12 protein-coding genes, 1 tRNA gene and 1 pseudogene are annotated in these 12,521 nt (G+C 51.9%); 6 read left to right on the plus strand and 8 right to left on the minus strand.

Features of this window, described 5'->3' with window-relative positions:
- Window positions 1–47 precede the first annotated feature (47 nt).
- The 4 genes from K0H81_RS15095 to folB are packed head-to-tail and all read right to left on the minus strand — an operon-like array spanning window position 48 to window position 2,589.
- Window positions 48–872 carry a putative RNA methyltransferase gene (locus tag K0H81_RS15095; RefSeq protein WP_220058849.1) on the minus strand — a complete coding sequence of 275 codons (825 nt, stop codon included), beginning with the start codon at window positions 870–872 and terminating at the stop codon, window positions 48–50.
- 32 nt (window positions 873–904) lie between these two features.
- Window positions 905–1,705 carry an undecaprenyl-diphosphate phosphatase gene (locus K0H81_RS15100; protein ID WP_144201047.1) on the minus strand — a complete coding sequence of 267 codons (801 nt, stop codon included), beginning with the start codon at window positions 1,703–1,705 and terminating at the stop codon, window positions 905–907.
- Window positions 1,706–1,739: 34 nt separating this feature from the next.
- A complete protein-coding gene (gene folK, locus K0H81_RS15105; RefSeq protein ID WP_220058850.1) occupies window positions 1,740–2,231 on the minus strand; it encodes a 2-amino-4-hydroxy-6-hydroxymethyldihydropteridine diphosphokinase in 492 nt (163 codons plus the stop codon).
- 4 nt (window positions 2,232–2,235) lie between these two features.
- A complete protein-coding gene (folB, locus tag K0H81_RS15110; protein ID WP_011864806.1) occupies window positions 2,236–2,589 on the minus strand; it encodes a dihydroneopterin aldolase in 354 nt (117 codons plus the stop codon).
- A gap of 295 nt (window positions 2,590–2,884) precedes the next feature.
- Between folB and plsY the strand changes: the two genes are divergently transcribed.
- Window positions 2,885–3,496: a glycerol-3-phosphate 1-O-acyltransferase PlsY gene (plsY, locus tag K0H81_RS15115; RefSeq protein ID WP_011864805.1), complete on the plus strand. Its 612-nt coding sequence runs from the start codon at window positions 2,885–2,887 to the stop codon at window positions 3,494–3,496.
- A 165-nt stretch (window positions 3,497–3,661) separates the two neighbouring features.
- Here the strand turns inward: plsY and tsaD are convergent, their stop codons facing one another.
- Window positions 3,662–4,675, minus strand: a complete 1,014-nt coding sequence (gene tsaD / locus K0H81_RS15120; protein WP_220058851.1) for a tRNA (adenosine(37)-N6)-threonylcarbamoyltransferase complex transferase subunit TsaD — start codon at window positions 4,673–4,675, stop codon at window positions 3,662–3,664.
- Window positions 4,676–5,021: 346 nt separating this feature from the next.
- On the opposite strand from tsaD, the gene rpsU reads away from it, so the two are divergent.
- From rpsU to K0H81_RS15145, 5 genes are all read left to right on the plus strand, one after another.
- The gene (rpsU, locus tag K0H81_RS15125; protein ID WP_006080725.1) at window positions 5,022–5,237 is read left to right on the plus strand and encodes a 30S ribosomal protein S21; all 216 of its coding nucleotides are present in this window, start codon (window positions 5,022–5,024) and stop codon (window positions 5,235–5,237) included.
- Window positions 5,238–5,243: 6 nt separating this feature from the next.
- Window positions 5,244–5,687, plus strand: coding sequence for a GatB/YqeY domain-containing protein (locus K0H81_RS15130; RefSeq protein WP_144201039.1), 444 nt, complete (start codon window positions 5,244–5,246; stop codon window positions 5,685–5,687).
- Between the two features lie 97 nt (window positions 5,688–5,784).
- Window positions 5,785–7,512, plus strand: a complete 1,728-nt coding sequence (gene dnaG, locus K0H81_RS15135) for a DNA primase (protein WP_144201037.1) — start codon at window positions 5,785–5,787, stop codon at window positions 7,510–7,512.
- Window positions 7,513–7,637: 125 nt separating this feature from the next.
- The gene (gene rpoD / locus K0H81_RS15140) at window positions 7,638–9,479 is read left to right on the plus strand and encodes an RNA polymerase sigma factor RpoD (RefSeq protein WP_144201035.1); all 1,842 of its coding nucleotides are present in this window, start codon (window positions 7,638–7,640) and stop codon (window positions 9,477–9,479) included.
- A 203-nt stretch (window positions 9,480–9,682) separates the two neighbouring features.
- A tRNA-Ile gene (locus K0H81_RS15145) sits at window positions 9,683–9,759 on the plus strand.
- Between the two features lie 104 nt (window positions 9,760–9,863).
- Here the strand turns inward: K0H81_RS15145 and K0H81_RS15150 are convergent.
- The 3 genes and pseudogenes from K0H81_RS15150 to K0H81_RS15160 form a co-directional block, all read right to left on the minus strand.
- Window positions 9,864–10,046, minus strand: a pseudogene (locus K0H81_RS15150) (integrase core domain-containing protein); the annotation flags it as partial.
- Between the two features lie 45 nt (window positions 10,047–10,091).
- Window positions 10,092–11,618 (minus strand): M20 family peptidase, encoded by a 1,527-nt coding sequence (locus K0H81_RS15155; protein ID WP_220058852.1) that lies wholly within the window; start codon window positions 11,616–11,618, stop codon window positions 10,092–10,094.
- 439 nt (window positions 11,619–12,057) lie between these two features.
- Window positions 12,058–12,507: a response regulator gene (locus K0H81_RS15160; protein WP_220058853.1), complete on the minus strand. Its 450-nt coding sequence runs from the start codon at window positions 12,505–12,507 to the stop codon at window positions 12,058–12,060.
- Window positions 12,508–12,521: the final 14 nt, after the last annotated feature.

Consider the following 12,521-nt stretch of genomic DNA (forward strand, 5'->3'; position numbering starts at 1 on the left):
AACCCGAGCCGCCGGGATTTTCTAGTGGTGAACAAATGTACTTTCACCTAAGCATCTTTCGTCGCTAGGGTGAGGTAAAGATCTATCTCCAACGCCGCAAAATCCTGCAGGGCGATCTGCCGCTTTATCTTATCGTTGGCCCGCCAGGCAAAGGGGGTCATCTCAAGCAACGTCAGCGCCTGCTCGCCGCTGAGCGCCAAGGAATAAGTAATATGCTCGCTCGCCACCAGAGTGACACCCTTGGGCTGCTGCGGCTCACCGCCTTTCTCGGTTAAGTTAGGATAGATAAACTCTCTTATCTGCCACAGATGACGCGGGCCTGGCGATAACCAGATAAAGGTGCCGCCGGGTTTAAGCACCCGCAGGGGCTCCTTGCCTTTGAGCGGCTTATCGAACAGGCTCACCAGATCGAAGCTGGCATCAGCGAAAGGCAGAACCTTGAGCTGGCTCTGAATCAGACTGGCCTCAGGCTGGGCCTTCGCCGCCACAAACAGGGCATTCTCCGCCTCGGCAACACCTGTCTGCTCATAGGTTTGGCCAAGCGCGTTAAACACGCCTGCCAGCGCCCGCAGGTAATAGCCCTCGCCGCTGTCGACATCCAGATGCGACAGTGTGGCATCCCTCGGCAAAGACTGACTAAGCTGACGCTGAATGGCCTCAACCACGGGGGCGAAGATATCAGACTCCAACAGGAAGTGTTTGGCGCGCATCAACTGGCGCGAATCGATATGAGGCTTCTTGGGCTGACTGAACACCCAGTACCCCTGCGGCCCCTTATCGAAATGGTGCTTGTTGGCGCAGTGCAGCCCTTGGCTGCCTTGATGCACCATCAGCGGCGCTTGGCAGAGGGGACACAAATAATGACTATTCATAGGGCTCTCTTAATAACTTAACTTCGCGGCCATCAGGCAAAAATCACTACACACAGGATAGCCCCTAAGGCGAGACGATAGATAACGAAAGGCGTCATCCCCATGCGGCTGATGATCTTCAGGAAGTAATGGATGCAGAGATAGGCGGCCACAAATGACAGCGCCGTACCCAAGACCAGCGCCTGATAATCGATCGCCTCCTGACTGGAGAGCAGATCTTTCACCACCAAGATGGCCGCGCCCAGGCTGACGGGCACAGACATGAGAAACGAGAAGCGCGCCGCCGCCTCACGGCTTAGGCCCAGTGCTAAGGCCGCGGTAATGGTCGCGCCTGAGCGTGAGGTACCTGGGATAAGCGCCATCGCCTGGGCGAAGCCGATCAGCAGCGCCTTCTTCCAGCCCACCTGAAACTCGCTAAAACCTTCTCGGTTTAACTTATCGGCCCACCACAGCAGCAAGCCGAAGACGATAGTCGTTGTCGCGATCACCTCGATGTTTCTCAGGTGAGTCGAGATGAAGTCTTTGGCGGTAAAGCCAAAGATCACCGCAGGAATGGTTGCCAGAATGATCCACCAGGCCAGCTTACTCTCCTGGGTCTGCTGACGCGTCACCAGGCTGCCGGTCCAGGCGGTAAACATGGAGAAGAGCTCACGGCGAAAATAGATCACCACGGCCAATAAGGATCCGGTATTCACCGCCACGTCGAAGGTTAGCCCCTGATCCTGCCAGCCAAGCAGCTGGGCGGGTAAGATGAGGTGGGCAGAGCTAGAGATAGGTAAAAACTCAGTCAGGCCTTGGATAAGGGCCAAGACTATTACCTGAAAAATATCCATGATTATCCTTTACGATTTGGGTCGGCTAATGAAATTAATAAGACCATTGAAATTCGACAGGCCACAGCTTCTGCTGCGACTTATCATAATTGTCCCATAGGGTCTGATAAGAAAGCTGCGCCACGGGATGGACCCGCTCGGGGGCGATCTCCGCCAGCGGCCAGAGCACGAAGGCATTGGTGGTGATCTCGGCGCGCGGCAGCACTACGGGCGTCTCGGTCACCAAGTCGTCATAGAGCAACAGGTCGAGATCTAGGGTGCGAGGGCTAAACTTCTTCGCCCCCGGCAGCCGGCCATTATCCGACTCTATCTGCTTAAACAGCGCCACCACCTCGGCGATACCAAGCTGAGTATCGGCGGCAACCACCATGTTAAGAAAATTGCTGCCATCGAAACCGACCGCCTCGCTCTCAAATACGCTGGAGAGGCATAGGTTATCGAAATGAGTGCTTAAGGCCTTGAGGGCGGCGTTAAAGTAACCCTCAGGGTGAATATTACTGCCAATGCTGATGAAGATGCGTGCCATAAGGTTACAGATGACCTCGCTCTATCTCGACACCCACGGCCTGAGCGCTGGGCACGGCGCCGGGCTTCATCACCCTCACCTTCACCCAAGGCACGTCAAACTCATCCATCACACAGTCGGCGCAGATCTGCGCCACCGTCTCGATGAGTTCTATCGGCTTCTCGGTGATCAGGGCCGTGAGCCGGTTAGAGACGGTCTCGTAACACAGGGCATGTTGGTAGTCGTCGTTGGCGGCCGCCAGACTATTGTCCCAGGCCATCTCGAGGTCGATCAGCAGGTTTTGATGGATCTGCTTTTCCCACTCGTAAATACCGATCACGGTTTCGACTTTAAGCTGTGAAATAAGTACCTTGTCCATGATGCCTCCCGATAGGCAAAAAATTAGGTAATAGAAGAGGTCTAATAAGCTACAAGGACCAATATGGTTATAATGCCCCGGATCACACAGATATCTGTGATTTCCCCTTTCGTACAGCCGAAAACCCAAGTAGGATAAGCGACTGTAATGACAACGAATCAGGGATAAGAAAACGGATGCCAAATCGCCCGTTATCATTACATGGCCAATCAACCAGTGCGTAAAATACTAGGTTTAATCAGCCGCCTCAATAACTAGGGCGGGATAATACCTTAAGAAGGATAAGGAAACCAATTTGAGCTTAACGCTGCTGACTCTAGCGATGATATTGACCGCCTACCTGGCAGGCTCGATATCCAGTGCCGTGCTAGTTTGTCGACTCAGAGGATTACCCGATCCTCGTAGCCAAGGCTCAGGCAATCCAGGCGCAACCAATGTGCTGCGTATCGGTGGCGCCAGCGCCGCCGCCATGGTGTTGCTGTTCGATATGCTCAAGGGCGCGGTGCCCGCCTATGTCGCCTTCCGTCTCGGCGTCGATGCCGTCTCCCTCGGGGTGATAGCCATCGCCGCCTGTCTGGGCCATATCTTCCCCATCTTCTTTAAGTTTAAGGGCGGAAAAGGTGTCGCGACTGCCTTCGGCGCCATGGCGCCCATAGGTGCCGATCTGTCGCTGGCACTGATCGCCACCTGGGTCATAGTCGTGTTGATCTGCCGCTACTCCTCACTGGCCGCCATAGTCACCGCCCTGCTGGCCCCCGCCTATACCTGGTATTTCGACGAGCGCTTTACCGTGCCCGTGGCCATGCTCTCCTTGCTGATCATCATACGCCACAAGGAAAACATTCATCGCCTGCTCAAGGGCGAAGAGTCTAAGGTATCGCGTAAGAAGCGCACCGACGGCAACTAAGTCTTATCCCAATTAAACCGCACAATAGCTAACCCGAACAATAGTTAACCCGCATAGCTCAGCAGCTAAGCTAAGCCTGTCGTTTAAGCAAAATCATAGGTTCACCAAATACAAAAAAGCCCTTCGTAGGAAGGGCTTTTGTCGCAACGATAAGGAGCGAGTTGATTAGACCGGCGGTAGCGAGTCCAGCGGCCAGCGAGGCATGCCCTTCACCGCCAACGGCTCTAGCTGGTCGGCCTTGAGTCGCTGCATGCCGGCATAGGCGATCATGGCGCCGTTATCGGTACAAAACTCGCCTCTCGGGTAATAGACCCTACCACCGAGTCCCTGCATCATCTCCGCCAGGCTCTCGCGCAGACGGCTGTTGGCGCTCACGCCACCGGCGATCACCAGACGGTTATAGCCAGTCTGTTTCAGGGCGCGTTTACACTTGATGGCCAAGGTGTCGACCACGGCTTCTTCAAAGGCGCGAGCGATATTGGCGCGGGTCTGCTCATCATCGGGCTCATCGGCGATGGTATTGGCGGCAAAGGTCTTAAGACCTGAGAAGCTAAAGTCCAGCCCTGGACGGTCTGTCATCGGGCGCGGGAAACGGTAGCAGTTAGGCTCGCCTTGGGCGGCAAGCTTAGCGAGTCTGGGTCCACCGGGATAATCCAGCCCCATCAGCTTAGCCGTCTTATCGAAGGCTTCACCGGCAGCGTCATCCACAGATTCGCCCAGCACCTGATAGCGACCTATCCCCTCGACCGCCACCATCATAGAGTGACCGCCTGAGACCAGCAGCGCCAGGAAAGGAAACTCGGGCACATCCTCTTCCAGCATGGGCGCCAGCAGATGGCCTTCCATATGATGCACGCCTACCGCGGGTTTGCCCCAGGCAAAGGCCAGCGAGCGGCCCACACAGGCCCCCACTAACAGGGCACCCACCAGGCCAGGGCCCTTGGTATAGGCGATGGCATCGATATCATCCTGAGTCGAGTTAGCCTCTTTCAGGGCTTGCCTTATCAGCGGGATGATCTTGCGCACATGGTCGCGCGATGCGAGCTCAGGTACTACCCCGCCGTAGTCGGCGTGTAGTTTAACTTGACTGTAAAGCGCATGAGATAACAGGCCTTTTTCGTCATCATAGACGGCGATACCTGTCTCATCACAAGATGTCTCTATACCTAAAACTCGCATTTTTCCTCGTCACGCTAAATAAAGTGGCGGCCAATTTTACCTGCTTGCCCGCGGAAATACCAATGGATTGCACACTCACCTAGTATCGCCCGACGATCCCGGCCGAGCCCAGACTTGATGGGGGATGCACTAAGGGCCCTCAACTGGTCGGTCATGATGTCTGCCACGATATAGACACAAGGAAATGCTAAACTTAAGGACGTTGCCCCGAAAAAGGATCCCAAAAGGATCGCTATAAGGGGGTTTACAAAAGGTCGACAGTCGGTATAGAATTCCGCACCATTTTTAAATTAACTTGGGTTAAGAAATTAACTCAATACAAACTACACCTAAGGGGTGATGGCGTATGCCAATTATTAAAGTACGTGAGAATGAACCATTTGACGTAGCTCTACGTCGTTTCAAGCGCTCTTGTGAAAAAGCTGGTATCTTAGCCGACGTTCGTGCTCGTGAATTCTACGAGAAACCAACTACTGCACGTAAGCGCGCTAAAGCTGCTGCAGTTAAGCGTCTTGCTAAGAAGCTTTCTCGCGAAAACGCGCGTCGCGTACGTTTATACTAATCTCTTATGAGCCTAGTTGATCAGCTAAAAGACCAGATGAAGGAAGCCATGCGCGCCAAAGATAAGGTGCGTCTGGGTACGATTCGTATGGCGCTGGCTGCCATCAAACAGATCGAGGTGGATAGCCGCGAGACGCTGAATGATGATCAAGCCATAGCTGTCTTAACCAAAATGGTTAAACAACGTCGCGACTCTATCGCTCAATATGAAGCGGCGGGTCGTGACGAACTAGCCCAAGCAGAAGCCGGTGAGATTCGAGTCCTCGAGACTTTCCTGCCTAAGCCTCTTTCTGAAGAAGAGGTTGCCGAGCTAGTCGATGCCACTATCCAAGAGGTAGGCGCATCATCCATGGCGGATATGGGCAAAGTAATGGGAGCATTGAAACCTAAGGTACAAGGGCGAGCTGACATGGCGTCAATAGGCGCACTGATCAAGGCAAAACTCAAGTAACCTTAAGTTCTATGTATGAATGAGCCGTGCCTACGCACGGCTTGTTTGTTTCTACTCTTTCGGTTTAATTTCGCGAAAAGGCGGCATTTATACAGCAATGGCGATACCTCGTGAGTTTATTAATGAGCTTGTAGCTCGCACCGATATAGTCGATCTTATCGACGCCAAGGTCCCCCTGAAGAAGGCGGGCAAAAATCATTCTGCCTGTTGCCCCTTCCATAGCGAAAAGTCACCCTCTTTTACCGTCAGCAGAGACAAACAGTTTTATCACTGCTTCGGCTGTGGCGCCCATGGCAATGCCATCGATTTCGTCATGGAGTATGACAGGCTCGACTTTGTCGATGCCATCGAGGAACTCGCCGGCCGTTTAGGCTTGGAAGTCCCCAGAGAGCAAGGCACAGGCAAACGCCGCGACGAAGGCCTAAGCCGCGACCTCTACCAACTGATGGAAGAGGCCAGCCGCTACTTTCAAAGCCAGCTGAAACAGCACACCGACAAGCAGAAAGTGATCGACTATCTCGCCCACCGTGGCCTGTCCGATGAGGTGATTGAGCACTTCAACATCGGCTTCGCCCCCGATGGTTGGGATGGCCTTTTAGGGCGTTATCGTCAAAACCAGGATGCCCAGGACAAGCTGCTCACCGCAGGAATGGTGATCGAGAACGACAGCGGAAAGCGTTACGACAGGTTCCGCGACCGTCTCATGTTCCCCATTCGCGATCGCCGCGGCCGAGTAATTGGCTTTGGCGGCCGAGTCTTAGGTGACGGCACGCCGAAATACTTGAATTCTCCGGAAACGCCCATATTTCATAAGGGCTATGAACTCTATGGCCTGTATGAACTCAAACAGAGACACAGGGATCCCAGTCAGATCCTGATTGTCGAAGGCTATATGGACGTGGTGGCCCTGGCACAATTTGGCGTCGACTATGCGGTAGCATCACTCGGCACCTCGACCACGGCAGATCAGTTTCAATTGCTGCTGCGTAGCGCCAAAGAGGTGATCTGCTGCTATGACGGCGACAAGGCAGGTACCGAGGCGGCCTGGCGGGCACTTGAAACCGCCCTGCCACTGCTCAAGCCCGGCGACCAGGTAAAGTTTATGTTCTTGCCTCAGGGGGAAGATCCCGACTCGTTGGTGCGTCAGATAGGCAAACCGGCCTTCGAGCAGCTGATTGCCGAGGCCAAGCTACTACCGGAATTTCTGTTCGACACTTTAGCCAGCCGCTATGGCACGGACAAAGGCACCCTGGCCAAACAAGCCATGAGCCTGATAGAGAAAGTACAAGACACAGTTCTGCAGAGCCTATTGCTTGAGAATCTCGCCTACAAGCTCGGCATGAACAGTGCGGAAGAATTGCAGCGTAAGCTCGGCTTTAAACGCATTGACGCAAATAAGCCCCTGCAAAATAAAGCGCTTAAGGGACGCGGTACCCCATTGCGACTAGCCATCGCCCTGCTGGTACAGCACCCGCACCTAGGTAATAACCTACCGGTGCAGCCTGCGCTAAAACATATCAAGATGGCTGGCATAGATTTGCTCAGCCTCTTACTCGACAGAACTCGCGCCGAGAAGGTCAACAGCGCACAACTACTTGAACAGTTCAGGGGTGACGAACAGCTAGACACCCTGAAGAAATTAGCCCAATGGGAGCATCAAGTGGCGGATGAAAACCTTCAGCAAGAGTTCAAAAAAGCCCTGATTTGGTTGAACAATCAGTATATTGAACAACGTTATCAGGAATTGAGCTTAAAACAGCACCATACTAAAGAAGAGCGGATGCAACTTAAAAAGCTCATTGCAGTGATCCAAGGGCAAGCTTAGAGCAAAATTTGTCTCACAAAGTAAACACTTGGACTAGCACAGCACAGTGCACACGGCTATAATTGACGATTTGCGCGGCACATATTGCCCGTCGTTGTAACAGTTACCCAACTTGGATGATATCTATGGAGCAAACTCCGCAGTCGCAACTTAAATTGTTGCTTGCCAAAGGTAAAGAGCAAGGTTATTTAACCTATGCAGAAGTGAACGATCACTTGCCTGCAGATATGGTCGATTCTGACCAGATCGAAGATATTATCCAGATGATTAATGACATGGGTATTCGCGTCTATGAGCAGGCGCCGGATGCCGATGAGATCATGATGTCTGAAGACAGCACAGATGAAGATGCTGCCGAAGAAGCTGCCGCAGCACTGGCTACGGTTGAAGCTGAACTGGGTCGTACCACAGATCCCGTGCGTATGTACATGCGCGAGATGGGTACGGTAGAACTTCTGACCCGCGAAGGCGAAATCGTAATCGCCAAGCGTATCGAAGAAGGGATCAACACGGTTCAAGCGTCTGTAGCCGAATATCCTCAAGCGATCGCCATGATCCTTGAGCAATACGACCGCTACGAAGCTGAAGAAGTCAGACTATCGGACATTATCTCTGGATTTGTTGACCCTAATGCCGAAGATGTTGCGCCAACTGCGACCCATATCGGCTCGGAATTGTCGGACGACGATCTCGACGACGAAGATGATGAGGGCGATGACGAGGACGAAGACGGCGATGAAGACGATTCGCCAAAAGGCCCAGATCCGGAAGAAGCGCGCGAGCGTTTCACTCAGCTGCGTGAAGCTCACGAAAAAGCCCTAAAAGTAATTGAAGTTAAAGGTCGTGAGCACCCAGAAGCGACTGCCGCCCTGTTCGAAATTGGCGAGATCTTCAAAGAGTTCCGTCTGGTACCTAAGCAGTTCGACCGCCTGGTAAAGAACATGCGCGAAATGATGGATAAGGTGCGTATTCAAGAGCGCCTCATCATGAAGCTGTGTGTCGAGCAGGCCAAGATGCCGAAGAAAAACTTCGTTAAGGTCTACACCTCTAACGAGAGCAGCATCGAATGGTTCAACGAAGAGATTGCCGCCAAGAAGCCTTATGCCGAAGGGCTGGAGATGGTTGCCGAAGACGTTCAACGTTGCCGCGCCAAGCTCGATGCTATCGAGAATGAAACCGGCCTGGCCATCGCCGCCATCAAGGATATCAACCGTCGCATGTCTATCGGTGAAGCTAAGGCTCGCCGCGCTAAGAAAGAGATGGTTGAGGCTAACCTGCGTCTGGTAATTTCTATCGCGAAGAAATACACCAACCGTGGCCTACAGTTCCTGGATCTGATTCAGGAAGGTAACATCGGCCTGATGAAGGCGGTAGACAAGTTTGAATACCGTCGTGGTTACAAGTTCTCGACCTATGCAACCTGGTGGATCCGCCAGGCGATCACGCGTTCGATTGCCGACCAGGCACGTACCATTCGTATCCCGGTTCATATGATTGAGACCATCAACAAACTCAACCGTATCAGCCGTCAGATGCTACAAGAGATGGGACGCGAGCCGTCACCGGAAGAGTTGGCCGAGCGCATGTTGATGCCTGAAGATAAAATCCGCAAGGTACTCAAGATTGCCAAAGAGCCTATCTCAATGGAAACCCCTATCGGCGATGATGAAGATTCGCATTTAGGTGATTTCATCGAGGATACTACCCTCGAGTTGCCACTGGACAGCGCCACAGGTGAGAGCCTGAAGAATGCCACCCACGAAGTGCTTGCCGGCCTAACGGCTCGCGAAGCTAAAGTACTGCGTATGCGTTTCGGTATCGATATGAACACGGACCACACCCTAGAGGAAGTGGGTAAGCAGTTTGACGTGACCCGTGAGCGTATTCGTCAGATCGAGGCCAAGGCGCTGCGTAAGCTGCGTCACCCGTCTCGTTCAGAGATCTTGAAATCCTTCCTGGATGAATAGACTCGCTAACAGCGTCTAATACAGAGCAGAAAAGCCAGCCACAGTGCTGGCTTTTCTATTTTATGCCCCTGCTTATAAGCCGATTGAACAACAGATAAGCAGTTGAATTCAAAGTTCAGAATTCTTGCCAGATCGGTGGTGACAAGCGCTTTTAAACCTCGTATACTTCTTTGCGCTTTCGATAGTGACGACTATCTTAAGTCGGCCCCTTAGCTCAGTTGGTTAGAGCACACGACTCATAATCGTTAGGTCCACAGTTCAAGTCTGTGAGGGGCCACCAATTCTGATAAGGCGTAGCAGGTTAGTACTTGCTACGCCTTTTTCATATCTGGCGTTTGACCTTACCCCAAGATTAGTACCAATCCCTTAATGAGATTTTCCTTCTTATGCCGCTTGTTTAGCATATTCAACCGGCGGCATGTAATTCAGTAAACCATGTGGGCGAACATGGTTGTAGTATTCACGCCATAGCTCGATTTCGTATCTGGCATCGTCCAAGGTTCTGAACCAGTGCTGGTTCAAACCTTCGTTCCGAAATTTGCCATTAAGGGAACTGATAAACCAGTTTCAATCCCTATATGCCTGGCGTAGCCAGGCATATAGCATAATGACTTACAGTTCTTCTAAGTTATCCATCAACTTGTAGAAGAAGCCAATGGTGCGACCATATTCATCGACTCGGATACGCTCATTGACGCCATGGAATCCGGCGAACTCCTTCACCGACTCCAGTTGCAAGCCAGTAATGGTATAAACATCGGGGGCAAACTTACGTGCCTGGAAGTGCTTAGAGTCTGAGCCACCGATCACGAAGAAAGGCGACACGATGAGATCGTTGCCGTAGATCTGACGTATGGTCTTTTCAAGCTGCTGATAACTCTTGCTACTTGGGTCGGCCACATTGGTTGCGGGAGTCGACGCCGAGATATCCTTAACCGTGATGCGATCGTCACCTATGGCTTTCTTAACGTGGGCAATGATCACCTCAGGCGTGTCACCCGGCATGGGTCTGAAATTCACCACGGCCGTAGCCGAAGGCGGTAACACGTTATCTTTGATACCGGCATTAAACATAGTCACCGCGATAGTGGTATGCAGCATGGCTCGGGTCACCTGCTGGCTCGCCATCTCATCGATAAACTTCTGCTCTAGCGGCGTGATCTCGCCATCCTTACCAAACGCTACCGCCGCATACATAGGCTGCTTATCTTCACTCAGTTCAGGGCCCATGTAGCGATACTGATGACGCACCGCCTCATGGATACGATAGGGGAACTGCGCCGCCTCCAGCTTGGTAATGGCTTTAGCCAGAATACCGATATTGGACTCTTCAGGCGGCTGAGAGGAGTGGCCGCCTATGCCATTCATTGCCAGTTCGAGACTCACAAAGCCTTTCTGGGCAATACCGATCAGGGCGGTGTTATCTGGAATGCCGGGAAAGATACCCGGAGTCAGCGGCGCCGACTCATCGATGACGAAGGCAAATCGCTTAATACCACGCTGCTCTAACACATCGGCAATATACTTGGCCCCTTCGGGTCCACCCACCTCTTCATCCTGACCGAAGACGAAATAGAGAGTACGTGACGGCTGCCAGCCCTCCTTAATCTTCATCTCGGCCGCCTCTAAGATGCCGTGGATCTGGTTTTTATCGTCTAAGACGCCTCGGCCCCAGATATAACCATCTTTCACCGCACCGGCAAAGGGATCGACGGCCCACTGATCTCTCGACTCACTCGGGACAGGTACAACATCTTGGTGGGCATAAAACAGCGCAGGTGGCAGGGAGGGATCTTTACCTTTCCAGGTATATAACAAACTGAATGGTCGGGGAGATCCTAACACTTCGCGCTTGAGCGTCTTATGCACATTAGGATATGCCGTTTCTAAAAATTGGTGATAATCGGTAAAAGCCTTCTCATCGAAGTCATTTCTATCTTGATTTGAGATGGTGCGAAACTGCACCGCCTTAGACAAACGCTCGACAGCTGGGTCAAGGTCTACCTTCACCGACACCTGCTCAACCCCTTTCATCTGCATAGAGGAAAAATCATTATTTTCCTTGGCTTGTATAGAGAAACTTAAACCGAGCAAGGCTATCTGAGAAACAACAACCCCATATTTAAAACACTTTGCCATAATCGCTTTTCCTTAAGTGAAAGACACATTTGTTAATTATCGGTTAAGCAATTATGCGCTCACTTCACTCCATTTCCGTGACGCGCATCACACTACAAGCCGCACTAAGAAGGATGAGAAAAGAAATAACGACAGTACAAACAAAAGATAAAACGTTTTAATGACAACCTAATATTCATAATAATCATTAAAACAACTTAAAATAATAACCACTTATCAAGATGACTTAACCGACTAAGACGGCTAATAAGACAGATGTTGGATAACGGCAGCAAAAACACCATATGAATCGCCACGAACTCAACAAATTCATCTTCCTTAGGTCCACAGTTCAAGTCTGTGAGGGGCCACCAATTCAAACAAAAAAGCCTGCATCTTGCAGGCTTTTTTGTTACTCGAGTTCACTCAGCTTTTTGTTGCCACACTTAGCTCGACACGCCTAGCTCGAAACACTGCGAGTCGCCTCCTGTTTGAGCATGAAGCGCAAGAGATCCGATTGGCGTTTCAACAGCATCTGATTCTTAACCCTTGCCTGGGTGATCACAGCATTGAGCGGTTTATGGATAAAATCCACCGCACCCAGCACAAATCCGCTCACCTCCTGCTCCTCGTCGTGGTGGGCAGAGACAAAGATCACCGCGATCTCCCGGGTGCAGGGTTCAGATTTCAATTGGCGACAGACCTCGAACCCCGACATTCGCGGCATCTCGATATCCAAGAGCAAAAGATCCGGTTTGAAGCTGTGGCACAAGGCCAGCGCCTCTTGACCACTCAAAGCAGAGGCTATCTCATACTCCTGGCTCAGGAGCTGCCTGAGTATGATGATATTCACCTGCATATCATCGACGATCAGTATTCTCCCCTTACGAGAAAAAACTAATGGAGACATATCGTTATTCTGTT

This window comes from Shewanella halotolerans, assembly GCF_019457535.1.
Classification (GTDB): Bacteria; Pseudomonadota; Gammaproteobacteria; order Enterobacterales; family Shewanellaceae; genus Shewanella; species Shewanella halotolerans.